The sequence below is a fragment of the Streptomyces xylophagus genome (assembly GCF_000716435.1).
Taxonomy (GTDB): Bacteria; Actinomycetota; Actinomycetes; order Streptomycetales; family Streptomycetaceae; genus Streptomyces; species Streptomyces xylophagus.
Genome location: NZ_JNWO01000001.1, coordinates 172,410 through 195,506 on the forward strand (window position 1 = coordinate 172,410; position 23,097 = coordinate 195,506).

Here is a 23,097-nt window from a genome sequence, read left to right on the forward strand (position 1 = left end):
TCCATGGAGACTTCGAGAATCCCGCGGCGTCGCACCGTCCTCGCGCTCACCGCGCTGGCCGTCACCGCATCCCTCACCGCCACCGCCTGCGGAGGCGACTCGGCCACCGCCACCACCTCCGACGGCAAGGCGAAGATCACCGTCCTCAGGTCCAACGGGGCCATCTTCGAGCCGCTCTACATCGCCCAGCAACAGGGCTACTTCACCGCCGCGGGCCTCGACGTCACCATCAAGGCCGGCGCCCAGGACACCTCGCAGAACGCGCCGTCCATCCTGAACGGCGAGGCCCAGTTCGCGATGACGGACAGCTCCGGCTTCCTCAAGGGCGCGGCCCAGGACATGCCCATCCGGGTCGTGACCGGACTCCAGTCGGCGACGACGAAGACCGACCCGACCGACGGCCTCCTGGTCCAAAAGGGCAGCTCCATAAGCTCGTTCGCCGACCTGGAGGGCAAGACGGTCGGACTGTCGGCGCTGGGCGGCACCATCCAGTTCATCGTCGAGTACCTGGTCCAGAAGGACGGCGGCGACCCCACCAAGGTCAAGTTCGTGGCCCTGCCCACCACTTCCCTCACGGACGCCGTGAGCTCCGGCAAGACGGACGCCGTCTACTCCTTCGGCGCCTTCTTCGCCGCCGCCAAGACGAATACGAAGCTGCGGGTCATCGGCAAGGGCATGAACGAACTCCCCGGCATGATCCAGGGACTGCTCTTCTCCAGCCAGAAGTACCTGGCCTCCAACGGCGCGACGGCGAAGAAGTTCATCGAGGCGGTCGCCAAGGCGATCACCTACGCCAACCAACACCCCGACGCCGTACGGGCGATCGACAAGAAGTACACCCAACTGCCCGCCGCGTTCATCGACAAGCAGGCCACCGCCTACTACGACACGAACCTGAACACGACCGTGATGCGCTCGGTGATCACGAAGATGCACGAGTTCAAGCTGCTCGACAAGGAACCGAAGGACGACGCCGTGTACTGGGACCAGGCGCCGACCTCCGCCGGGGAGTAGCGATGGCCAAGGTCCGACTGCTGCAACTCGGCGCACTTGTCGTGGTGTTGGTGCTGTGGGCGGCCATCGCCGCGATGGGGGTGGTCAGTTCGACCGCCCTGCCGGGACCGCGTGCCGTGGCCGGTGCCTTCGGCGGCCTCTTCGGGAGCGAGGCCTTCTGGCAGGCCGTGGGGGAGACCCTGCGCGGCGCGGTCACCGGACTGCTGTGCGCCATCGCCGTGGGCATCCCGCTGGGCCTGCTGACCGGGGTGTACACGGCCGCCGAGGAGTCCTCCCGGCTGCTCATGGAGATCCTGCGGTCCTTCCCGGTGATCGCCCTGCTGCCGGTGTTCCTGCTGGTTCTCGGCTCCACCCCGGGCATGAAGGCGACCGTCGTCTTCATCGCCTGCGTCTTCCCGGTGCTGCTCCAAGCCCAGTACGGGGCGCGCAGCGTGTGTCAGGCCGTGCACGAGACCGTGCGCGGTTACCGCATCCCGCGGTTGCTGCGGCTGCGCCGGGTGGTCCTGCCGGCCGCGGCTCCGTCGATCATGACGGGGCTGCGGCTGGCGGCGACGACCTCGGTCCTGGTGGCCATCGGCGTCGAGGTGCTCACCACGCTCCCCGGCATCGGCCACATGATCATGGAGTCGCAGCAGGCCGGGGCGTCGGCACGGGCGTACGCCTACATCTTCACTGCAGGCGGCATCGGCTACACGATCACCCTGCTCGCCCAGTTCGCCGAGCACCGGCTGCTGCGCTGGCGCCCGCCCGCCCATCAGGACGAGGAGTAGCCGCATGCCGTGGAAACCGATACTCCGTCAACTGTGGCTGCCCGCCCTGGTGTTCGCCGTCCTGCTCGTCGCGACCGCGGGCAGCACCAGCTTCTACTTCCCGCCCCTGACCGACGTACTGGCCACCCTCTGGCGGGAGTTGCTGCACGGCGGTCTCGTCTCTGACCTCTGGTTCAGCCTGCGCAACATCCTGCTCGGCCTCGCCCTGGCCACGGTCGTGGGGACAGGCGCCGGACTCGCCATCGGGGAGGTGCGGACCCTGCGGCTGGCCACCGGCCCGCTGCTCGACTTCGCCCGCGCCACCCCGACCGTCGGCTTCGTGCCCGTCATCATCCTCACCCTGGGCATCGGCTCCGGACCGAAGATCTTCCTGATCTTCCTGGGCTCCGTATGGCCGATCCTGCTCAACACCATAAGCGGCGTACGCGCCATCGGCCCGGCCGTGTACGAGACCTCGCGCGGCTACCGCATCCCCTGGCCGCTGAGACTGCGCCGGGTGATCCTTCCCGGCGCCCTGCCCCAGATCCTCGCCGGAATCCGGGTCGCCCTGTCGATCGCCGTCGTCCTCATGGTCGTCAGCGAGATCTACGGCTCGCCCGTGGGCCTCGGCAACTTCATCCTGCAGAGCGGATCGAGCTTCCACGTCGCCGAGACCTGGGCCGGCACCATCCTGATCGGCATCGTCGGCTACGGCCTGAGCGTGCTGCTCCTGCTGGTCGAACACCGCCTCCTGGGCTGGTACCACGAGCGCGCGCCCCGCGTCCGCTCACCGCGGCCGGTGCGCGCCGCACCGAGCGAGATCGAAGAGAGCAACGGAGTCGTCGTATGACACGCGGATCCAGCCTGTACGTCGAGGACCTCTGCATGGCCTTCGGTCAGGGGCCGCAGGAGCACCGGGTGCTCGACGGTCTGTCCCTGCGCGTGGACCCGGGGGAGGCGGTGTGCGTGGTCGGCCCGTCCGGCGCGGGCAAGACGACACTGCTGCGCTGCCTCGCCGGACTCGCACGCCCGACCTCCGGTCAAGTCCGTTACGGGGAGCTGCCGTTGATCGAGCCGCACGACGACATCGCGGTGGTGTCCCAGGACTACCGGGGCTCGCTGCTGCCGTGGATGCGCGTGTGGGACAACGTCGCCTTCCCGCTCCAGGGCCGGGGCGTGAAGAAGGCCGTACGAAAGAGCCGGGCGCTGGAGTGCCTGGAGGCGGTCGGCCTCCAGGATGTCGGCGACAAATACCCCTGGCAGCTCTCTGGCGGGATGCAGCAGCGGGTTGCCATCGCGCGCGGACTGGCCTACGACGCCCCGGTGTTGCTCATGGACGAACCGTTCGGGTCGGTCGACGCCCAGTCCCGCTTCGACCTGGAGGACCTGACCCTGCGGCTGCGCCGGCAACTGGGCATCACCGTGGTCGTGGTCACCCACGACATCGACGAGGCCGTCTATCTCGGCGACCGCGTCATCGTCCTTGGCGGCCGGCCGACGGCCGTCCTGGAGACCCTCACCGTCCCGCTCGGCACCGATCGCGACCAGTTGTCGACCCGGGCCGACCCTCGCTTCGCCGAACTGCGGACACGGGTGCTGGCACTGATCCGGGGCGAGAAGCTGCCGACCGGACCCGAGGTGGCACATCAGTGAGGTTCGACCATGTCGGCATATCCGTACCGGACTTGGCGGCCGCCGTCGCCTGGTACGGCGAAGCCCTGCACCTCACCGAGGAACACGCCTTCTCCGTTCCGGACACCGCACTGCGCGGAGTGACGCTCCGTCACCACACCGGCTACCGCGTCGAGTTGCTGCACAGACCCGATTCCGTACCAGGCCTCGTCGCCGACGGCCCGCTCCAGGCGGCGGCCACGCTCGGCTACGGCCACCTCTGCCTCGCCGTCGACACACCTGAACAGGTCGACACCGAGTTCACCCGGCTCGTCGCCGCGGGCGCGGGCGTACGCATGAGCCCGCGTCCCGCCCCGCGCCCCGGCGCCCGGATGGCATTCGTGTCCGACCCGTACGGAAACCTCATCGAGCTGATCGACCGCGTCGACTGAACAACGCCGTCCCGGCTCTCCTCACCTCTGACAAACCTCTGACAGCCGAAACCTCTGACCGCCGAACCGCGGTCAGGCCTGCCCAAAAACACTGGAAGACAAGGGAGTTCACAGTGGATGTCACCAACCGGGCCCGCCCCCGCGCCCTCCTCGTGGCGGTAGCCGCCGCCATGGCCCCCACCCTGGCGGCACCGGCCGTAGCCCAAGCGGCGACGACGGCCCGAGGCACCGAGCCCAAGGCCGGCCAGCGCATAACGGTGGCCTCCGGCGAGACCCTGACCCTCACCGAGACCACCACAGCGAGCGTCCTCACGATCCAGGAGGGCGGCGTCATCACCGTCCCCGACGGATACCGCCTGACCCTCACCGTCAACGGCGTGGAGACGGGCAGCCAACTGGACGTCCTCACCGACGGCTACGGCGGCGGAGCCACCGCGATAGCGGCGGGCACCTACCGCGGCACCGTCCTCCTCACTGTCGCCGAGGCCAACGACGTCGCCTTCAGCGACCTCACCTTCCCCTTCCGCCAGGCCCTCTACGTGGACGCGAACGGCGTGGACGAGTCCAAGTCGGTTCCCTCCGCGGTCCTGGGCGGCACTGTCACCGACACCGCCGCGACCGGCGTCAGGCTCCTGTCCGACGGCGAGGCGTTCAACGGCGTGTACGTCACCGGAGGCGGCACCTACACCCTTTCGAGGCCGCGGATCGGCTACACAGGCAACGGCCGCTGCGACTTCATCGGCTACGGCGCCTCCGTCGTCGGCACCGGCGCGGGCACCACCCTCGTCGTGGACGGCGCGACGATCCGCAACGAAGGCGTGGTCCGCACCGCGGTGATCGCCGACGCCACGGCCAACGTGGTCGTCAAGAACTCCACGATCCACTGCGCGGACAGCACCCTCCCCGCCGAATACCCGGCCGACGGCACCAGCGACACCCGCTACATGATCACCGTCCCCTGGATGCTGGGCCTCTCGGGCAACGTCCGCGCCACCAACCTCCTAGGCGCAAGCACCAGAGCCTCCTACATCAACTCCCGTATCTCCTCGGAGAAATGGGGCGCACTCTCGGTCGACGGCGGCAGCAACTGCACGCTCACCGCCATCAACAGCACCATCGCCAACACAGGTGGCCAGGGCTACGGTTCATACGCCATCGGCAACGTGACCGAGCACTTCCTGGGCTGCACCTTCGACGTCGGCGACTACGCCCTCATCCACTGGGGCGCGTCGGCCCACTACGGCGACAGCACCAGGGCCGCCGTGGCCGCCCTCAACACGTCCCTCGAACTGGGCCTCACCAGCACCGAGTTGAGGAGACTCCCGGAGAAGCCGTCGCGCATCCACGCCGGCCGCTTCATGGTCCTGTGGTACGCCACCGGGTCCGTCACCATCGACGGCGGCACCCAAGTCACCACCGGCGAGACGGCCTTCGTGTCCAAGGCGGTACCCGCCACCCTCACCGTCGACGGCTCCCAGGGCGCCAGGATCAAGCCAGGCAACGGCATCGTCTTCCAACTCATGGACACCGACCGCCCGAGTAGCGTCACGGTCTCGGGCAAGCCGTGGAAGACGGAGACGATCGGCACGTACACGGAGCCCACTGGTTCCCCGACCAAATCCTCGACCTGGGTGACCACTTCACCCCAGTCCACCGATGCGAAGGCATCCTTCACGGACATCGACCTGAAGGGCGACTTCTACAACTCCGTCCGGGGCGGCGGCAACGCGAACCTCCAGGGCCAGAACCTGGTCCTGTCCTTCACCGACTCCAGGATCGAGGGCACCATCTCCGCCAGCACCACCAAGCACCGCGTCTCCACCATCACCGTCACGGAGTACCGAGAGATCAGCGAGGTCACCAACACCCCGGCCCCGGCGGTCAACAACGGCGTCATCGTCACGCTGGGCGCCGGTTCCACCTGGACGGTGACGAGCACGTCGTACCTGAGCACGCTGACCTTGGCGGCGGACGCGAAGGTCAGGGCCCCACACGGCAAGACGGTGACGCTGACGGTAGACGGCACGACAACGGCACTCACCCCGGGCACCACATACACGGGAGCACTCACACTGACAGTGGCGTAACGAGCACATGAACCGGCCCTCGGGATGCGAACCGTCTCCCGAGGGCCGGAGCTTTTTGAGGCGCGACCAGTCAACTAACCAAGGGGCGCGGGGAACTGCGCGACCAGCCCCCACGCACCCGCACCCAAAAATGGCCAAAGCCAGCGCAGCGCTCACGCCCCGATCATGTTGTAGCCACCGTCAGCGACAAGAAACCCCCCGGTGATGTGCTGCGCATCCTCCGTAGCCAGAAACAACGCAGTCCCCGCCAGTTCCTCAGGCCCAGGAATCCGCCCCATAGGCGTAGCGGCTCGCAGCACATCACCCCGCCCGCTCTTCCAGTCCTCGCGCCCCAACGTCGCCGCCGTCTCAATGAACCCCGGCGCGAACACATTCACCCGCACCCTCGGCGCAAACGCCTGCGCATAAGACTTGGTAAGCCCGATGATCCCGTACTTCGCGGCAGCGTACTGCGGCGCCCGCGCACTACCCCGAACGACCACCGTGGACCCGATGTTGACGATCGCCCCACCCCCCTCCTGCTCCAGCATCCGCGCCCCGAACTCATGCGTACACAACAACGTCCCCTTGATGTCGACCGCGAGGACATGGTCGATGGACTCCTCGGTGATGTCCCGCCAGGACATCTGCTCGCGGGCCACGTCCCCGACGTTGTTGACCGCCACGTCGAGCCGTCCGAACCGCGTCCACACCTCGTCGGCGAGGCGCTTGATCTGGTCGTGCTCGGAGATGTCGGCCTGCACGACAAAGGCCTTGCGGCCGAGGGCGGTGACACGCTCGGCGGTAGCCTCGGCACCCGCGCGTGAGCCGCGGTAGTGGACGGCGACATCGGCACCCTCCCGCGCGGCCCGTACGGCGATCTCGGCGCCGAATCCGGTGCCCGCGCCGGTGACGAGGACGGTCTTGCCGGTGAAGCGTTCGGGGACGTTCATACGGGCTCCGTTCGTGAAGTCTCTTGAAGTGCGCGGGTGTTGATCCGAGGGGCGTGAAGTCCCTCGGCAGGCACTGGCGTTCACACGAGCGTCCGCCCGCCGTCGGCATACAGCACCTGCCCGGTGACGAACGCGGACTCCGCGGAGGCGAGGAAGAGCACGGGCCCGGTGAGATCCTCGGGTCGCCCCAACCGCCCGGCCGGCACCAGCGCCTCCAGCGACGCGCGCATCCCCGGCCGGGCCAGATAGCCCCGGGTGAGGTCGGTCTCCGTATAGCCAGGGGCGACCGCGTTGACGGTGACCCCGCTCGGCGCCCACTCGCGTGCCATGACGCGCATCAGCTGGTTCACCCCGCCCTTGGTCGAGGCGTACGGCGCATGGTCCTTGTGCGCGAGCAGACCGGAGACGGAGGAGAGGTACACGATGCGTCCGTAGCCGCGCGGCACCATCACACCCCCCACGGCCCGGCCCAGCCAGAACGCACTGGAGAGGTTGACGGCGAGCAGCCGCTCCCACACCTCGTCGGGTGTCTCCAGCACAGGTCTGCGGTCGTTGACACCCATCGCGTGTACGAACACGTCGAGCCCGCCGAGGAGTTGGACGCCGCTGTCGACAGCGGCGCGGCAGGCGTCGGCGTCCGTGAGGTCGGCCTCCAGGCCCGTCACCCCGTCCGTGGCACGGTCCAGCTCGTCGAGCCGGCCCTTGTCCACGTCGAGTACGACGACGCCCGCGCCCGCCCGAGCCAGCGCCCCGGCGACCGTCGCGCCGATCCCGCCGGCACCGGCGACCAGGGCACGGGTACCCGCGAAGTCCCATGTTGTCCGCATGCCCCGGACCGTAAGCCACGGCCGGGATTTGTGTCCACACTTTACGCAGCTCTTGACGACCAATGGCTCGATAGTCAGGCTGAGTGTCGACAGTTAGGGAGGCTTGATGAAGCTGGTGACGTTCGACGCGGGCCCGGACCGGGCACTTGTGGGGCGACTCGACGCGGACATCGTCGTGGAGCTGGACGTGCCCTCGACCCGGGTGTTCTTCGAGCGGGAGGGGCAAGTGGGCGAGACGGGGCGGACGTTCGCGCTCACCGACGTCCGACTGCGGGCCCCGACCGTGCCCCGGAAGTTCTTCCACACGGCCGGCAACTTCCGCGAGCACCACGACGACCTGGCCCGCGTCGACTGGTCGCATCCCGTCAACAAGGGCATCGTGTTCTTCCAGAACGTCGACGCGATCATCGGCCCCGACGAGCCGATCGTCTACCCGGCGAACCTCACCCGGGAACTGGACTACGAGCTCGAACTCGCCGTCGTCATCGGCAAACCCGGCAAGTTCTTCTCGGCCGAGCAGGCCGCCGAGCACATCGCCGGCTACCTGGTCTTCAACGACGTCACCGCCCGGGACATCCAGCGCCGGGAGATGGAGTCCGGAGTCTTCTCGTTCTCCAAGGCGATCGACACCTTCTGCCCGATCGGCCCGTACATCGTGACGTCGGACGAGATCGACGACCCGCACGACCTCGACATGGAACTGCGGGTCAACGGAGACGTCCGGCAGAAGTCCAACACCGGCCGGATGTCGGTGTCGATCCCCCAACTCGTCGCCTACCACTCCCCGCAGATCTACAGCGCGGGCGATCTCCTCACCACCGGCACCATCGCCGGCGTCGCGGCGAGCACCGAGGACCCCTTCGCCAACTACCTCAAGCCCGGAGACGTCGTCGAGGCCGAGATCGAGGGCCTGGGCATCCTGCGCAACCCGGTCGTGTCCTGGCGCGATGCGTACGGCACGGACGAACCGCCCGCCGAGCAGTGGGTGTGATGGTCGATGCGTATCGCACAACTCGCGGGCCGGACAGTGCTGTTGACTCCGAAGGGTGCCGTCGACATCCCCGCCGAATTCGAGGGGCACGTCTTCGAGCGATGGGACGGCCTGCTCGACTGGTCCAGGAGTGCCACCGGCGGGCGTCCCTACGACGAGTCCGAACTCGAGCCGCCCGTGTCCGCGCCCCGGCAGATCTTCGCCGTCGCTCTCAACTACCGCCCGCACACCGCCGAGGCGGGTTACGAAGAACCCGAAGCGCCCCTCGTCTTCACCAAGTTCCCGACCTGCCTCACCGGCCCGTACACCACCGTCGACCTGCCGCCCGGACATGTCGACTGGGAGCTGGAACTGGTCGTGGTGATCGGTCGAGAGGCCCGCCGGGTGCCGGTGGAGAAGGGGTGGGAGCCGGTCGTGGCGCTCACCGTCGGCCAGGACCTGTCCGAGCGGGTCGCCCAACTCGCGGGCCGCCCGGCCCAGTTCTCCCTGGCCAAGTCACACCCGGGGTTCGGCCCCATCGGCCCCGCGCTGGTCAGCCTCGACGAGGTCCCCGACCGCGACGACCTGGAACTGACCTGTGAACTCAACGGCGAGCCGGTGCAGCACGACCGCACGGGCAACATGATCTTCCCGATCCCTCAACTGGTCTCGTATCTCAGTGAGTTCTGCACCCTGCTGCCCGGTGACCTCGTCTTCACCGGCACGCCCGCGGGCGTCGGCAACCGTCGGGTGCCGCAGCGCTTCCTCACCCCCGACGACGAACTGGTCAGCCGCATCGATGGAGTTGGCGAGATGCGGCACCGCTTCAGGAAGGTGACGTCATGACCCGCACCCTGTTCACCGACGTCCAGGTCTTCGACGGGTCCGGACGCGATCCCTTCCCGGCACAGGTCCTCGTCGAGGGCGACCGGATCACCGCGGTCGCCGCCCGGGTCGCGCGCGATCTGCGGTCCGAGGCCCGGGTGATCGACGGACACGGCGGCACCCTGCTCCCCGGACTCGTCGACGCGCACGCGCACTTGGGCTTCGGCTCCACCGTCGAGCACCGGTCCCCGCGCCGCGACGAACCCGACGAGGAGAAGACGCTGCTCGTCGCGCACGCCGGGCGCGTCCTGCTCGACCACGGCATCACCAGCGCGTACTCGGGCGGTAACCGGCTGCCGCGTACCGAGACCGCGGCCCGCAAGGCCTTCGCCGAGGGCTGGATGCCCGGGCCGCGCCTGAAGGCCGCCTCGTGGGAGGGCAGTGCGGGCATGGTCGAGCCGGGCGTGTACGACTTCCCCGGTGTCGACGGTCGGGCGTCGGACCCCGGCTCGGTGTCCCGCTTCGTCACCGACATGGCCGAACTCGGCGTCGACATCGTCAAGTTGTCCCTGTCCGGCGAGAGCGCGGTTGTACAGGGCACTTCGCGGATCGTGCAGTTCACGGACGAGGAGGTGGCCGCCGCGGCAGCCGCCGCCGAGAAGCACGGCGTCTGGCTCACCGCGCACGCGCACGCCGCCGAGTCGGTCAAGATGGCCGTACGCCACGGCATCCGCGCGGTCTACCACTGCACCTTCGCCGACGAAGAGGCCCTCGACCTCCTCGAAGCCGCCCGCGACCGTCTGTTCGTCGCACCGACCCCGGGCATCATCCACGCCAACCTGCACGAGGCCGGCAGCGAACCCGAGCCCGGCATGGAGGTCGAGGCGACCGCGAAGGCCGTACGCGAGGTGGTGCCCGAACTCGTCCGGCGCGGCATCCGCGTTGTCCCCGGCGGCGACTACGGCTTCGCCTGGAACCCCATCGGCCGCAACCTGCGCGACCTCGCACTCTTCGTCGACTGGTTCGGCTTCACCCCGGCCGAGGCACTGCGAGCCGCGACGCAGTACGGCGGTCAGGTGATGGGCATGGGTGACCAACTCGGCCTGATCCGCGAGGGGTTCCTCGCCGACCTCGTCCTCGTCGACGGGGATCCGCTGGAGGAGATCGGGGTGCTGCAGGACCGCGAGCGGCTGACGGTGGTCATGAAGGACGGCAAGCTGCACAAGGCCCCGGCGTGACCCGGGTGCGTACCGCGGGCGGACGGCTCGTGGGGGAGTGGGACGCGGGCGTGGCCGCCTTCAAGGGCATCCCCTTCGCCGAGCCGCCCGTCGGTGACCTGCGCTGGCGGCCGCCACGGCGCGCCAGGCCCTGGGAGGGCGAGCGGCGGGCGTACGACTTCGGGCCCGCGCCCCTGCAACCGCAGCCGCCCCGTGACTCCCTCATGTACCACGCCAACTTCGCCGACCGGCGGGCGCTGGTGATGAGCGAGGACTGCCTCTACCTCAACGTGTGGACCCCCGATCCGGCGAACGTGGCCGGGCTCCCGGCGATGGTGTGGATCCACGGCGGCGGCAACCGGTACGGGCACGGCGGCCAGGAGATCCACGACGGCCGCGCGATGGCCCGCCGCGGCCTCGTCGTGGTCACCCTCAACCACCGGCTGGGCGCCCTCGGCTTCCTCGCCCATCCGGCCCTGTCCGCCGAGGACCGCCTCGGAGCCTCCGGCAACTACGGGCTGCTCGACATCGTCGCCGCCCTGACCTGGGTGCAGGAGAACATCGCGGCCTTCGGCGGCGACCCCGACCGAGTGACCGTCGCCGGGAACTCCGCCGGAGCCGCCCACATCTGCCACCTCATGGCGGCGACGGCGGCCCGGCCCCTGTTCCGCGCGGCGATCGGACAGAGCGCGTCGGGCGTCGGCCGGGCGGAAGGCCCCCTGCTGGAGCGGGCCGTCGCGCGGAAGCAGGGGCTGCGGTGGGCCGAACAGTTCGGCGACCGCGACCTCGACGGACTGCGCCGGCTCGACGGCGTGGAACTGGTCCTCAAGGGCCACTTCGGTCCGGTCGTCGACGGACGCGTCCTCACCGAACCCAGCGACGACGTCTTCGCCGCGGGCCGCCAGCACGCCGTACCGCTCCTGGTGGGAACCAACCGCGACGAGGGATCCGTGTACGCCTCCCTCGACGCCCTGCGTCAACTGCCCCTGGAACCGGGCACGGCCGAGCTGTATCCCGTACGCCGCCCGGCAGAAGCCCGGCGCACGGCACGGCGGTTCACGGGGGAGAGCCGGTTCACCTACCCCGTGTGGCGCTGGGCCCTGGCACACCGGAGGAAGGGCCCCACGTGGCTGTACCGCTTCGAACACACGCCCCCGTTGCCGGCCGACCTCGATCTGGCGGACCCGAAGGACGGACTGCCCGGCTACGGCGTCTTCCACACCGCGGAACTCCCTTACGCCCTCGACAACTTGGACCGACGTCCCTGGCCCTGGACCGAGGCCGACCGCGAACTGGCATGCACCATGGCCGACTCCTGGGCACGCTTCGTCGAGACGGCCGACCCGAACGGGGGAGCGCTGCCGAACTGGCCCGCCTTCAACGGCACCGAGGCCATGGTCTTCGGCGACACCGTGCGAGCCGGCGCCGTGGAACGACTTGAAGCGATGCGGCTGTTGGCCTGCTGCCCCCGCCCCCTGTGACCCGCGAAAGAACCCGCGAGAGGACCCGTGTGGCAAGACTCCCCGACACCGACGGCACCGGCGAGATCGCCCGCCGTATCCGCGAACGCCGGGGCGGAGCACTGCGCCCCCTCGACCGCATGCTGTTGCACAGCCCACAACTCGCCGACGGCTGGAACAGCCTGCTCGGCGCCGTCCGTAGCCGGATGGAACTGCCCGCCGACATCCGGGAGTTGGTGATCCTGCGGATCGCGGTGCTCAACGGCGCGGCCTACGAATGGGCAGCGCACGAACCCGAAGCCAGGCGCGCCGGACTTGATGACGCCGAACTCGCCGAGTTGCGGCGCCCGGTGCCGGACCTCGGTCGGCGCCGTGGGCGGGTCATCGCCTACACCGATGCGATGACCCGCGACATTCGGGTGCCGGACGAGGTGTTCGGCGCCCTGCGCGGGGAGTTCACCGACGCCGAACTCGTCGAACTGACGGCGACCGTCGCGGCGTACAACATGGTGTCCCGCTTCCTGGTCGCCCTCGACGTCCGGGAGCCGCTACGGCCTGCGGGTGCGGTGCCGCCGCAGGAAGGAGATCAACAGCCGGTTCCATGAGGCCGTTTGCTCCCAGTGCGGGTTGTGGCCCGCCTCGTTCACGACATGGGTCTCCACGTTCCGTAGATGCCCGGCGTTCAGGCGCATGAGGGAGGGCGGGCTGTACAAGTCGGCGTCCCCGGTGATGAGTTGGACGGGGAGGCTAAGGGTCTCCAGGGCCGCCCACGTAATCTCGTGCGCGAGGGACTGCGGGAACGCGTCGGCCGTCCTGGCGCGTGCGGCGATCTCCAGCCAGGCCGCCACCCCGTCCGGGTCGCCACCGCGGTACGAGGGGCCGATCTCCTTGAACTCCACGGGCATGTCGCCGAACGGGGCGGGCTGGAGAGCAGAGGTCAGCGCCTGGTATTCGGCATCCAGGATGCCCATGACGCTGCCGGAGACCGTGAGAGTGCGTACTCGCTCCTCGTGCGAGAGCGCGTAGTCGATCGCCACCGGGCCGCCGGCCGCCGAGGCGGACAGGTGGAAGGTGCCGAGCCCGAGGTGGTCGGCGAGGGTGCCGAGGTCACCCGAGGCTGTATCCGCCTCCGCCTTGGTGCCCGCCACCGAGCCGTATGCCCCGCGCCGCGAGTAGCCGACGACGCGGAAACCCGCGTGGGCCAGCACCGGTTGCTGGTACGGCCAGCTCTCGCCGCTGCCGGAGCCGGGATGCAGTAGGACGACGGCCTCCCCCGTGCCGCCGGTGTCCCAGCACCACAGACTGCCGCCCCCGGCGACGGGCACCTGGTACTCGGTCACCGGAACCTGCTCGGGTATCGTCACGGGCTCCCAAGGTGTCCCGCCGGTCGCGGCCTCGGCCGTGCCGTGGGCGAGGCCGGTCGTGGCGAGCGCGGCCAGCGCGGCACCGCCGAGCACGGCACGTCTGCCGGGACCCGTTCCGTCGGTGTGGTTCACCTTCATGTTTTTCTCCCGTGATTCTCGTCAGCCGTCGAGAGGCAGCACCTGTCGACAGGAAGCGGGGTATCCCCGCAGTAACTGATCAATAGATACGGTAGTGTCGACACCATGGCATTGGCTGTGAGCGCGGACCAGGCAGGGAGAATCGCCGCATGACCGATCAGGACACGCACTTCGTGCTGGAGCGCCTCCTACGGCTGCGGGACCGGCGTGAACCGTTGGTCGCGCAGATCGCCGAATGGGTCGGGGCCGGCATCATCGAAGGCCGCCTGGAGCCAGGGCAGGACCTCAACAGCGTCGATCTGTCACGCCGGTTCGACACCAGCCGCACTCCGGTCCGCGAGGCGCTGATGCTTCTCGAACAGGAGGGGCTGGTGGAGATGAAGGCGCGCCGTCGCCCCCGCGTCGCCGCCCCTTCCCTGCAGGACATCCGGGACATCTACCAGGTGCGGCGGCAGCTGCTGGCGATGCTCGCCGGACTTCTGGTCGAGCGCGCCGACGACGAGCAACTGGCCGAACTGCGCACCCGCGTCGAGCGGATGCGCAAGCTGGCCGACGACGGCGACGTGGACGCCTACTTCTGGAGCCATGTGCTGCTCCAGGAGCGGATGACCGAGATCGTCGGCAACACCACGCTGAAGCAGATCCTGGACTCGCTCGCGCTGCGCACCCTGATGCTGCGCCACCTGAGCCTGACCCGGACCGGACGCCTCGCCTACAGCATCGACGACCAGGAGCGGCTGCTCCAGGCCTGCGAGGAGCGCGACGGGGAACTCGCCTCCGCCCTGATCGCGGGAGCGACGGTGCGGGCGCTGCGAGCGGTGGAGGAACAACTGGAGCAGGACGCCGAGGTCCGCGGCCGCAAGCCCGCGCGGCGGCGCCGGGCGTCTTCGTAACACCCCCTGGAAGCCGCTCACTTGGCCAACACCCCGCCGTCCACAGGGAAGTTGCCGCCCGTCACCCACGCAGACTCGTCCGACGCCAGATACACCGCGCACCAGGCGATGTCCTCCGGGGTTCCGACGCGGCCCAGCGGGATGCGGGCCAGCAACGCCTCCCGGGCCGCGCCCTCGTGGGCTCCGGCCGACTCGGTGGCGGGGGTGCGCACCATGCCCGGCGAGATGGTGTTCGCACGGATGCCCAACGGCCCGCCCTCCACCGCGAGTTGGCGAGTCAGGCCGAGCACGGCCGACTTGCCCGCGCAGTGCGCGACCATCCCGAACGTCCCGCTGCCCCGAAAGGCGTTCACCGAGGCGAAGTTGACGATCGAACCGCCCCCTGAGGCCTCCATGTGCGCCCACGCGGCCTGTACGGGCAGGAAGACGACGTCGATCTCGCCACGCAGTGTCGGGGTCCACTGCTCGTCGTGGTCCATCGTCGCGGCCGGGGCCATGTGCGGGGCGATCGCGCCCGCCGTGACCAGGACGTCGATCCGGCCGTGTCGCGCGTACGCGTCGTCCGCGAAGCGCCGGGTGTCGGCCGGGACGGTCATGTCGAGCGGAGCGACCATCTCGACGGCGAGGCCGCGGTCGGCCGCCGCCTTGCGGGTGCGGTCGGCTGCCGCCGGGTCGAGGTCGCAGCCGACGACGGTCGCGCCCTGTTCGGCGAAGAGCAGCGCACACCCCTGACCGATCCCGGCGCCCGCGCCGGTGACGAGGGCGACCTTTCCGGAGAGCCTGCCGGCCACATGGAGCCCCTTCCCGAGGAAGCCGTACGTGACCGCAGCGCGGTGCACGCATCCTTCCTAGTGTCGACACAATGTCGCGGTCAAGGGGTGTGGCTCCCTTATATCCCTGTTCTGTCGACAGTTTCGGGGGCGCCTGGGCGTGTTACGCCGCCGTCGGATGCACGATGAGCAGGTCCGGCAGGGCGACGCGGGTCAGGAAGTCGCGCCGGATGCGGTCGGCCACGACGGAGACCGCCTCGGAGCCGTCGTCGGCCGGGTCGATGTGCACCCGGTACGGGCGCTGCCCGACGGGGAGCGCGACGATGCGGGCGATCTCGTCGGAGACCAGCGAGGCGTCCGCTCCCTCCGGGGCCAACGCGGCGAGCTTTTCGGCGACTTGGGTCATCAGGTCCGCGTAGCGCGTCTCGTACTCCGCCGCGACCGCACCGTCCGCCGGGTGCCCGGCGTGCGCGAAGTGGTTCGTGCCGCTGGTGAACGAACCCGGCACCACGATGGAGGTCTCCACACCCCAGCGGGCCAGCTCGGCCGCGTAACTGACGGCCAGCGAGTCCATCGCGGCCTTCGCGGCGAAGTACGGCGCCAGATACGGCGGAGTGCCGCCCTTCACGCTCGAACTCGACACCCAGATCACCAGACCCCGGCCGGCCTTGCGCAGGTGGGGCAGCGCGGCGCGGTTGACGCGCTGGGTGGAGAGGACATTCACGTCGTACAGCTCGGCGAGCTGCTCGGGCGTGAACGCCTCGGCCGGTCCGGTGACCATGTGGCCGGCGTTGTGGATCAGGACGTCGATACGGCCATGCTCGGCGATGACCCGGTCGATCGCCGCGTCGACGGAGTCCTGCGCGTTGACGTCGAGTTCTATGGAGCGCAGGTCGACGCCGTGTTCCTTGCCGTAGTCGGCGGCGGCCTGGACCTGGGGCGCGTTGCGGGTGGTGGTGTTGCGCATCCCGGCGTAGACGGTGCTGCCCTTGTCCGCGAGGGCGCGGGCGGTGAGGGCGCCGAAACCGCTGGAGGCGCCGGTGATCACGACGATGTTGCTCATGGGGTTCACTCCTTGCAGGGGGGAGGCTCAGGCCAGTCCGCCGTTGGCGTACAGCACCTGGCCGTTGATCCAGCGGGCCGGACCGGCGAGGAACGCGACCGACTCGGCGATGTCGTCCGGGGTGCCCAGACGCTCCAGCGGGGCGGCCTTCGCGAGGTTCTGGACCGTCTCCTCGTCCTTGCCGTCGAGGAAGAGGGGCGTCGCGGTGGGGCCGGGGGCGACCGTGTTGACGGTGATGTCCTTGCCGCGCAGTTCGCGGGCCAGCACCAGGGTCATCGCCTCGACCGCGGCCTTGCTCGCCACGTAGGCGCCGTACGTCGGGAACTTGGTGCGGGTGACGGAGGTCGAGAAGTTGATGATCGCGCCGCCCGCGCGCACCCGGCGGGCCGCCTGCTGGGAGACGACGAACGTGCCGCGGATGTTGGTGCGGTGCACGCGGTCGAGGTCGTCGAGGTTCATGGTCGCGATGGGCGAAAGGACCATGATTCCGGCGGTGTTGACGACCACGTCGAGCCCACCGAACTCCGCCTCGACCGCGTCGAAGGCGGCGGCCATCTCCTGTTCGTCGGCCACGTCGCCGCCGACCGGGATCGCCCGGCCGCCGGCCGCGACGATCGCGGCGACCGTCTCGTCGGCCCTGTCCTTGTTGCCGGCGTAGTGCACGCCGACCGCGATGCCGTCCTTGGCCAGCCGCTCGGCGACCGCGCGGCCGATGCCGCCGGAACCGCCGGTGACCAGGGCGACGCGGGTGGGGGTGTCGGTGTCAGTCATGGTGGAGGTCCTTCCCTGAGGTGGGGATCTGCGTGAGCCACTGCCCGAGCAGGGCCGACTCCGCGGGGGTGAACGGTTCGGGCGTGAGGTCGTCGAGGGACGAGAGCAGCGTGGTCGCGGCTGCGGCGCGGGCGTCTGCTGCCGTGGTGTCCGCGGTGGGGTCGAGCAGGATCGCCTGGTGGATCGCGTCCCGGACCAGCCTCGACAGGCCGGCGTCCGGATACAGCGTGGGACGGGTGATCAGCGCCAGCGAAACACCGGTGTTGGCCGACATGACCATGCGTGCCGCGATCTCCGGTGCGATACGGAGGCGGCCCTGCGCGGCGAGCCGCTCCAGGTCTCCGCGGAGGATGCGCATCGCCTCCGCCGCCGCCTCGGGCACGGAACGCAGTGCCGGGGAGAACATCAGCTTGTAGGCGTTGGGGTGCGCCAGCGCGAACGCCGTGTGGCTGTCCCAGCCGGCCTGGAGGTCGCGCAGCGGGTCCTCGGACTTCTCGGCGGCGCGCTTCGTCTCCAGGTACTGGTCCCAGACGTGGTCGACCGTCGCCGCCAGCAGCCCGTCCTTGTCGCCGAACAGTCGGTACAGCACCGGCTGTTGCACACCGGCCGCCTCGCACACCGCGCGAGTGGACACGTCACCACTGGGCGACTGGGCGATCAGCTCGGCCGCCGCTTCGATTATCAGCGATCTCGTGTTCATGTAATCGACGATAACAGCGATTCGTAGCGCTGACAACAGTCTTCTGTTATCGGTGAAAACAAGGGCGCCTCCCATCGCGTCAGTGCGGTGGGAGGCGCCCTTGGGGTGCCGTGCGGTGGCTCAGGACTGCACGGCGAGCTGGAAGGCCTGCGTGGCCGTGCCGTCGCAGGTCTTTTGGGTGAGCTGGACACTGTTGGTCGCCGCCGTGGCGGCGGTCAGGCACTTGCCGCTGTGCCGGGCGACGAAGTGGTAGCGCCCGCTCGTCTCACGTACCGGCTGCCACTGCTGGTTCGTGCCGCCGGAGTAGGCCCACAGCTGCAACGGCGCGTTGTCCGCTGTCGAGCGGTCGGTCACGTCGATGACCTGTGCCGGGTTGCCCCGCGCGGTGATCTCCATGTACCCGCTGTCGGTGGAGCGGAACTGGTACTGCTGCGCCGTCGTGCCGTTGCAGGCGTACTGCTGGATCGCCGTCCCGTTGGCCGTGGCCGCCGAACGGGCGTCGACGCACGTGCCGTTGCCGCCGTTCTGCACGGAGTACCAGGCGGTCTCGGAGATCGGGGTGTCCGTCGGTGGCGTCGAAGTGTCGCCCCCGCCCAGCCACTTGAGCCCGTTCAGCAGGAACTGGTTCTGGGTGGCGCTCGCGAACGTCGACGACAGACGCGTGTTGGTCGTGTAGTTCATCGCGTTGTGGCCGAAGTTCGCGTACAGCATCTTGTACTTCGTGTTGGTCCAGATGATCGGGTAATACCCGCTGTACCAGGACTGGTTGGGATCGGTGCCGACCGGGAAGCTGCTCGGGTCGATCGACGCCAGGATCTTGATGTCCGGGTTCTGCCGCAGATCGTTGGACCAGCTGTACCACTCGCTGACCGACGAGGTGAACGTGGCCGGCAGGGCGGCGGTGGGCGGGATCGTGTGGTCCTCCACCTTCAGGGTGACCGCGGTCGGACCCCAGGTGTTGGACACGAAGTTCCCCGAGCCGAGGAACGTGTTGTGGTACCAGGACCAGCTCGCCGCATCGGTCGTGAAGGCGGAGACATGGAAGCCCATGAACCCGCCGCCACCCCTCATGTACGCCTCGAAACCGGTGCGTTGGGCGGACGTCTGCGGCAAGTCGTCGAGGAACAGCACGACTTGGTACGCGTTGACCCCGCCGTTGGCGAGCAGGTCCCAGTTGGTGCTGGCCGTGTAGGTGTAGCCGTTCGCCGCGGCCTGCTGAGGGAACCAGACGTTCGCCTCCTTGTCGAAGTCGATGTGTGCCGCGTCGTAGGTGCCGCTGTAGAGCGCGAGGATCTTGAACGGTGTTGCCGCGGTGCTCGCCTGCGCGGCGGGCGGCACGGACGCGAGGCCCAGCAGCGTCGCCAGCAGGAGGAGGACCCGCAGGAGCGCGCGAGGGGAACCGGATCTGTTGGTGTTCATGTAAGCGATCGATCCTTTCCGTGCGGTCTACGGGTAGTTGGTCAGGTAGGCGACGTTGGTGCTGGAGTTGGACGGACCGCCGGTGCTGTTGATGATGTGGCTGATCGTGCCGACACCGCCCAGCGAGACGGTCACCATGTCGTGGAACTTGACCCCGGACACGCTCGGCACCTCGAAGGCGTGATCGGCGACCACGGCGGAGTTGGAGCTGAAGTAGCAGTAGCTGCCAAGTCCCCATGCCTCATGGGTGGTTACGTTGGAGGCGACCTTGTAGGCGGGGTAGCCCTTGCCGGTGCCGTTCATCCAGGAGGCCTGGTTCGGCGGGTCGTAGGGCATCTCGTTCTGGAAGAAGTACGTCCGGCCGCCGTTGCCGTTCCAGACGACCTGGGTCTTCTGGAAGTGCTCGACGAACAGGCCGTACGCCGTCACGTTGGCGCCGTTGACGATCAGCCCGGTGTCCGCCGTGTTGGTGGTCCAGCCGACCGTCCCCGAGTTGCCGTGGTCGGCCCGCCAGATCCAGGTGTGGTCGATGATCGTGTTGGCGCTGTTGATCACCACGGAGTTGGTGGCCTTGCCGACGGTGGCGCCGCCGATCCGGACGAAGACATCGGACAACTGGGTCGGGTCGGACGCGTGGGTGGCGGTCGAACCGGACGGGCCGATCTGCACCAGGGTCGCGGAGTTGGTGGTGCCCGCGTCGACCAGCAGGCCCGCCAGCTCGATGCCGTCCACGTCGGCGGTGGAGATCGCGGTGATCCCGCCGTCCGGCACGAAGGTGGCCAGGCCCATGCCCAGCACGACAGTGTCGGGGCGCGTGATGTTGATCGTCTGGTTGAGGTGGTAGACGCCCGGGGTGACCAGCAGGTTCTTGCCGGCCGCGAGCGCGGTGTTCATGTCGGCCGCCGTGGCGCCGGGCTTGACGATGTAGAACTGGTCGATCGGCAGGGACTTGCCCGCCGGGGTCTTCCCGCTCCACGTGGTGCCGACGGCGTTGGACTGCAGTCCGGGCACGAACACCTGGTAGGCGCCCGCGCTGTCGACGTACAGGAAGGGCTTCTCGCGGATCGTCGGGGAGCTGGCGACGTTGGTGTACGTCGGGAAGGACTGGGCGGGTGCGCCCTGGTCGCCGACGAAGACCATGTTCCAGTTGGAGCCGGACCAACTGCCCATCGTGGAGTTCCTGGTGAGGAACTGCTGCTGGGTGCCGGACTGGATCTGGCCGTCGACCTTGGTGTCGGAGATGAAGCCGCCGCTGGACCAACCGCCGTCGTCCAGCGCCAGGTTGCCGCGGACGTGCATGCGCCGGTACGGGGCGGCCTGCGAGACGGCCCAACGGTCAGTGCCACCAGTGGGGTTGACCGACAGGTTCTCGGCGTCGCGCCAGAAGTTCTGCGTCGCGTTGCCCTGGAACCAGTCGGCCTCCGCGTGCACGGAACCGTTGATGGTCACGTCGTCCGGCGAGAAGCCGAGGCCGGCGACCTGCGTGTAGAAGCCGACGTTGGCGTTCGCGCTGTAGGTACCCGGCTTGAACAGCAGGGCCTGGCGGGCCGAGCCGAACTGGTTGGTCTCCTGCTGGGAGAAGACCGAGTCCAGCTTGGACTGGATGCTGGACGCCGACATCGACGGGTCGAACACCGTCACGTTGGGGCCGAAGTCCGGGGTGCCGGGCGGGTTCGTGGTGGCGCCGCCGAGTGTGAAGGACTGCGCGGCGGTGCCGTTGCAGGTGTACTGCGCGAGCTGCACGCTGTCCGCGGTGGAGGCGCTCGGCACGTCCAGGCACTTGCCGCTGTTGCGGTTGACGAAGTGGTAGGCGCCGTCGGATTCGAGGACGGGCAGCCACTGCTGGTTGGCGCCGCCGGAGTACGTCCACAGCTGTATCGGCGCGGAGTCGGCGGTCGAGACGTTGGTGACGTCCCAGGCCTCGGCGCCGTTCAGGTTGCTGTTCACGCGGTAGTAGCCGCTGTCGGTGGCGACCAACTGCCAGTTCTGCGCGGTGCTTCCGTTGCACGTGTACTGCTGGACGGCGGTGCCGTCGGCACTCGCCGCCGAGCGGGCGTCGACGCACTTGCCGCTGCCTTTGTTGACCACGGTGGTGTAGCCGGTGGGTATCGCGGTGGCCGCCGCGCTCGCCGAGCCCTGTGCGGCGAACTCGATACCGGTCACGGTGGTCGCCACGAGCGCTACCGCCGTGAGCGCTCTCGGTACGGCATGGCGGCCGGTCAGTCTCTTCCGTCGGAACACGGATCCGGGCACGGATGTCTCCTGTGGTGATGGGGGGTGGGGTGAAAAGGTGTGGAGCGTGTCCGTCAGCCGGTGTACTGGGCGAAGATGCTGGTGAACTGCCAGTTGCTCTGGCTCACGCCCGAGCAGGTGTCGTCGTTCGGGTAGGCGCCCGGGCAGGGACGGTCACGGTTGGCGGACCAGAACGTCAGCCGCGCGAGGTGGTGCGTCTGCGCGTAGCCGAGGATGGTCTGGAAGTCGGCGGTGGTGACGGTCTCGTTGTTGTCGGTGATGCCGTTCATGGAGGAGATGCCCATGTCCCGGTAGGCCGCGTCGTCGCTGTAGCCGTACGCGTTCTTCAGCGCGGTCTTGAGGCCCTCCGCGGCCCGCTGGGTGAGCGTGCCCATGTTCTGGCCCGCGCCGCCGAAGTCGAACGGCATGATCGTCCAGGCGTCCACGGTCAGTCCGGAGGAAGCGGCCCGGTTGATGAGACTCGTGTCGGGACCGCTCTGCCCGGTGCCGATGGTGACGTACACCTTGATGCCCGGGTTGTTGGCCTTGACGGTCTTGAGCGCGTCCACGGTCCGCTGCTGCACGGTTGCGTTGCTGTACGCGTCGGCCTCGATGTCGATGTCGATGGCCTTCAGCGAGTAGGCGCTGATGACCTTCTGGTACGCCGCCGCCAGCTCGCTCGCGCTGGAGCAGGAACTCTCCAGCTTGTTGCCGCTGTAGCCGCCGAAGGACGGGACGACGTCACCGCCGTTGGCCCGCACGGTGTTGATGGTCGACTGGTCGACCCCGCCGGTCAGCGCCCGGCCGCCGTCCCACTGCGGGTTGCAGTAGCCGTTGCTCAGCACGAACGCCAGCGTGAACCACTTCACGCCGGTCGCGTTCATGACAGTCGTGGGGCTGGGCGGGTTTCCCCAGCCGTTGTAGAGATACGGGGCTACGGCCATCGGGGCGGTCGTGGGCGGGGTCGTGCCGCCGGCGGCGGGCGCGGTCCACTTCTGGTTGGCGGCGCCGGAGCAGGTCCAGATCTGGGTGCGGGTGCCGTTGGCCGAGGTGTTGCCGGTGACGTCCAGGCACTTGTTGGCGGCCGGGTTCACGATGTCGCGCGCGGCGCTCACCGTCCACTGCTGGTTGGCGCTGCCGCCGCACGTCCACAGCTGGAGCTGGGCGCCGTTGGCCGTCGAATTGCCGGTGATGTCAAGGCACTTGCCGAGGGCTCTGATGGTTCCGTCGGAACCGACCGTCCACTGCTGGGCGGCGGTGCCGTTGCAGTCGTAGATCTGTACGGCCGTGCCGTCGGCCGAGCTGGCGCCGGCGACGTCGAGACACTTGCCGCCGAGGCCGGTGATGGTGCCGGTCGCGGCCGAGGCGGAGGGTGCTCCGAGGGTGCCGACGGCGGTGAGGCCGAGGGAGAGTGCGAGGGCGCAGCGCAGGGCGAGGCGTTGCATGACGAGGGGCCTTTCGTCCTGGGGTGGGGGGTGGACGCCGCCGGCGTGAGGGCGGTGAGAGGTGAACACGCGTGTTCACATATGTGAGCGTGGAATGCATTCATGGGAGGTCTGTTGGCTGGTGAACCTAAAGGTCTGCACCAAAGGCGTCAAGAGGT

Annotated in this window: 22 protein-coding genes; 12 read left to right on the top strand and 10 right to left on the bottom strand. The window is 69.1% G+C overall.

The window, feature by feature from the left end; genetic code table 11:
* Nucleotides 1-3: 3 nt before the first annotated feature.
* The 6 genes from OO70_RS00755 to OO70_RS00780 all read left to right on the top strand — a co-directional run bounded on the left by OO70_RS00755 (nucleotide 4) and on the right by OO70_RS00780 (nucleotide 5,913).
* Nucleotides 4-1,014 (top strand): ABC transporter substrate-binding protein, encoded by a 1,011-nt coding sequence (locus tag OO70_RS00755; protein WP_043662495.1) that lies wholly within the window; start codon nucleotides 4-6, stop codon nucleotides 1,012-1,014.
* A gap of 2 nt (nucleotides 1,015-1,016) precedes the next feature.
* The gene (locus OO70_RS00760; RefSeq protein WP_051740418.1) at nucleotides 1,017-1,784 is read left to right on the top strand and encodes an ABC transporter permease; all 768 of its coding nucleotides are present in this window, start codon (nucleotides 1,017-1,019) and stop codon (nucleotides 1,782-1,784) included.
* Between the two features lie 4 nt (nucleotides 1,785-1,788).
* On the top strand, nucleotides 1,789-2,613 hold the full coding sequence (locus OO70_RS00765) for an ABC transporter permease (RefSeq protein WP_043662498.1): 825 nt from the start codon (nucleotides 1,789-1,791) through the stop codon (nucleotides 2,611-2,613).
* On the top strand, nucleotides 2,610-3,416 hold the full coding sequence (locus OO70_RS00770; RefSeq protein ID WP_043662500.1) for an ABC transporter ATP-binding protein: 807 nt from the start codon (nucleotides 2,610-2,612) through the stop codon (nucleotides 3,414-3,416). Before OO70_RS00765 ends, OO70_RS00770 begins: the two co-directional genes overlap by 4 nt.
* Nucleotides 3,413-3,826, top strand: coding sequence for a VOC family protein (locus tag OO70_RS00775; protein WP_043662502.1), 414 nt, complete (start codon nucleotides 3,413-3,415; stop codon nucleotides 3,824-3,826). The genes OO70_RS00770 and OO70_RS00775 overlap by 4 nt, the downstream gene beginning before the upstream one ends.
* Before the next feature lie 113 nt (nucleotides 3,827-3,939).
* Nucleotides 3,940-5,913 (top strand): hypothetical protein, encoded by a 1,974-nt coding sequence (locus OO70_RS00780; RefSeq protein ID WP_043662504.1) that lies wholly within the window; start codon nucleotides 3,940-3,942, stop codon nucleotides 5,911-5,913.
* Between the two features lie 152 nt (nucleotides 5,914-6,065).
* Here OO70_RS00780 and OO70_RS00785 read toward each other — a convergent pair whose 3' ends face one another.
* Together OO70_RS00785 and OO70_RS00790 are read right to left on the bottom strand one after the other, a co-directional pair.
* On the bottom strand, nucleotides 6,066-6,845 hold the full coding sequence (locus OO70_RS00785; protein ID WP_043662505.1) for an SDR family NAD(P)-dependent oxidoreductase: 780 nt from the start codon (nucleotides 6,843-6,845) through the stop codon (nucleotides 6,066-6,068).
* 80 nt (nucleotides 6,846-6,925) lie between these two features.
* The gene (locus OO70_RS00790; protein WP_043662507.1) at nucleotides 6,926-7,672 is read right to left on the bottom strand and encodes an SDR family NAD(P)-dependent oxidoreductase; all 747 of its coding nucleotides are present in this window, start codon (nucleotides 7,670-7,672) and stop codon (nucleotides 6,926-6,928) included.
* A 106-nt stretch (nucleotides 7,673-7,778) separates the two neighbouring features.
* Here OO70_RS00790 and OO70_RS00795 point away from each other — a divergent pair, with 106 nt between their 5' ends.
* The 5 genes from OO70_RS00795 to OO70_RS00815 are packed head-to-tail and all read left to right on the top strand — an operon-like array spanning nucleotide 7,779 to nucleotide 12,749.
* Nucleotides 7,779-8,663, top strand: a complete 885-nt coding sequence (locus OO70_RS00795; protein WP_043662509.1) for a fumarylacetoacetate hydrolase family protein — start codon at nucleotides 7,779-7,781, stop codon at nucleotides 8,661-8,663.
* A 6-nt stretch (nucleotides 8,664-8,669) separates the two neighbouring features.
* A complete protein-coding gene (locus tag OO70_RS00800; RefSeq protein ID WP_043662511.1) occupies nucleotides 8,670-9,488 on the top strand; it encodes a fumarylacetoacetate hydrolase family protein in 819 nt (272 codons plus the stop codon).
* The gene (locus OO70_RS00805) at nucleotides 9,485-10,705 is read left to right on the top strand and encodes an amidohydrolase family protein (RefSeq protein ID WP_043662513.1); all 1,221 of its coding nucleotides are present in this window, start codon (nucleotides 9,485-9,487) and stop codon (nucleotides 10,703-10,705) included. The genes OO70_RS00800 and OO70_RS00805 overlap by 4 nt, the downstream gene beginning before the upstream one ends.
* Nucleotides 10,702-12,165, top strand: a complete 1,464-nt coding sequence (locus OO70_RS00810; protein WP_051740420.1) for a carboxylesterase/lipase family protein — start codon at nucleotides 10,702-10,704, stop codon at nucleotides 12,163-12,165. Before OO70_RS00805 ends, OO70_RS00810 begins: the two co-directional genes overlap by 4 nt.
* A 29-nt stretch (nucleotides 12,166-12,194) precedes the next feature.
* A complete protein-coding gene (locus OO70_RS00815; RefSeq protein WP_043662515.1) occupies nucleotides 12,195-12,749 on the top strand; it encodes a carboxymuconolactone decarboxylase family protein in 555 nt (184 codons plus the stop codon).
* Here OO70_RS00815 and OO70_RS00820 read toward each other — a convergent pair.
* On the bottom strand, nucleotides 12,693-13,646 hold the full coding sequence (locus tag OO70_RS00820; protein ID WP_063749666.1) for an alpha/beta fold hydrolase: 954 nt from the start codon (nucleotides 13,644-13,646) through the stop codon (nucleotides 12,693-12,695). The genes OO70_RS00815 and OO70_RS00820 overlap by 57 nt on opposite strands.
* Nucleotides 13,647-13,795: 149 nt before the next feature.
* Between OO70_RS00820 and OO70_RS00825 the strand changes: the two genes are divergently transcribed.
* Complete coding sequence (locus tag OO70_RS00825) at nucleotides 13,796-14,539, top strand: GntR family transcriptional regulator (protein WP_051740421.1); 744 nt, start codon at nucleotides 13,796-13,798, stop codon at nucleotides 14,537-14,539.
* 17 nt (nucleotides 14,540-14,556) lie between these two features.
* Here OO70_RS00825 and OO70_RS00830 read toward each other — a convergent pair whose 3' ends face one another.
* From OO70_RS00830 to OO70_RS00860, 7 genes are all read right to left on the bottom strand, one after another.
* A complete protein-coding gene (locus OO70_RS00830; RefSeq protein ID WP_051740422.1) occupies nucleotides 14,557-15,378 on the bottom strand; it encodes an SDR family NAD(P)-dependent oxidoreductase in 822 nt (273 codons plus the stop codon).
* Nucleotides 15,379-15,472: 94 nt separating this feature from the next.
* Complete coding sequence (locus OO70_RS00835; RefSeq protein WP_043662517.1) at nucleotides 15,473-16,372, bottom strand: SDR family oxidoreductase; 900 nt, start codon at nucleotides 16,370-16,372, stop codon at nucleotides 15,473-15,475.
* 27 nt (nucleotides 16,373-16,399) lie between these two features.
* Entirely contained in the window at nucleotides 16,400-17,143 is a 744-nt protein-coding gene (locus OO70_RS00840) for an SDR family oxidoreductase (protein ID WP_043662519.1), read from the bottom strand.
* Entirely contained in the window at nucleotides 17,136-17,843 is a 708-nt protein-coding gene (locus OO70_RS00845; RefSeq protein ID WP_043662521.1) for a TetR/AcrR family transcriptional regulator, read from the bottom strand. The genes OO70_RS00840 and OO70_RS00845 overlap by 8 nt, the downstream gene beginning before the upstream one ends.
* Before the next feature lie 120 nt (nucleotides 17,844-17,963).
* Nucleotides 17,964-19,262, bottom strand: coding sequence for a ThuA domain-containing protein (locus OO70_RS00850; RefSeq protein WP_043662525.1), 1,299 nt, complete (start codon nucleotides 19,260-19,262; stop codon nucleotides 17,964-17,966).
* Between the two features lie 27 nt (nucleotides 19,263-19,289).
* Entirely contained in the window at nucleotides 19,290-21,515 is a 2,226-nt protein-coding gene (locus OO70_RS00855) for an RICIN domain-containing protein (RefSeq protein ID WP_407702720.1), read from the bottom strand.
* A gap of 53 nt (nucleotides 21,516-21,568) precedes the next feature.
* Complete coding sequence (locus OO70_RS00860) at nucleotides 21,569-22,939, bottom strand: chitinase (protein ID WP_043662527.1); 1,371 nt, start codon at nucleotides 22,937-22,939, stop codon at nucleotides 21,569-21,571.
* Nucleotides 22,940-23,097: the final 158 nt, after the last annotated feature.

Coding starts and splice junctions, on each gene's coding strand:
- OO70_RS00755 (WP_043662495.1), top strand. CDS start 4: ATGGAGACTTCGAGAATCCCGCGGCGTCGCACCGTCCTCGCGCTCACC.
- OO70_RS00760 (WP_051740418.1), top strand. CDS start 1,017: ATGGCCAAGGTCCGACTGCTGCAACTCGGCGCACTTGTCGTGGTGTTG.
- OO70_RS00765 (WP_043662498.1), top strand. CDS start 1,789: ATGCCGTGGAAACCGATACTCCGTCAACTGTGGCTGCCCGCCCTGGTG.
- OO70_RS00770 (WP_043662500.1), top strand. CDS start 2,610: ATGACACGCGGATCCAGCCTGTACGTCGAGGACCTCTGCATGGCCTTC.
- OO70_RS00785 (WP_043662505.1), bottom strand. CDS start 6,845: ATGAACGTCCCCGAACGCTTCACCGGCAAGACCGTCCTCGTCACCGGC.
- OO70_RS00790 (WP_043662507.1), bottom strand. CDS start 7,672: ATGCGGACAACATGGGACTTCGCGGGTACCCGTGCCCTGGTCGCCGGT.
- OO70_RS00795 (WP_043662509.1), top strand. CDS start 7,779: ATGAAGCTGGTGACGTTCGACGCGGGCCCGGACCGGGCACTTGTGGGG.
- OO70_RS00800 (WP_043662511.1), top strand. CDS start 8,670: ATGCGTATCGCACAACTCGCGGGCCGGACAGTGCTGTTGACTCCGAAG.
- OO70_RS00805 (WP_043662513.1), top strand. CDS start 9,485: ATGACCCGCACCCTGTTCACCGACGTCCAGGTCTTCGACGGGTCCGGA.
- OO70_RS00820 (WP_063749666.1), bottom strand. CDS start 13,646: ATGAAGGTGAACCACACCGACGGAACGGGTCCCGGCAGACGTGCCGTG.
- OO70_RS00825 (WP_051740421.1), top strand. CDS start 13,796: ATGACCGATCAGGACACGCACTTCGTGCTGGAGCGCCTCCTACGGCTG.
- OO70_RS00835 (WP_043662517.1), bottom strand. CDS start 16,372: ATGAGCAACATCGTCGTGATCACCGGCGCCTCCAGCGGTTTCGGCGCC.
- OO70_RS00840 (WP_043662519.1), bottom strand. CDS start 17,143: ATGACTGACACCGACACCCCCACCCGCGTCGCCCTGGTCACCGGCGGT.
- OO70_RS00845 (WP_043662521.1), bottom strand. CDS start 17,843: ATGAACACGAGATCGCTGATAATCGAAGCGGCGGCCGAGCTGATCGCC.
- OO70_RS00850 (WP_043662525.1), bottom strand. CDS start 19,262: ATGAACACCAACAGATCCGGTTCCCCTCGCGCGCTCCTGCGGGTCCTC.
- OO70_RS00860 (WP_043662527.1), bottom strand. CDS start 22,939: ATGCAACGCCTCGCCCTGCGCTGCGCCCTCGCACTCTCCCTCGGCCTC.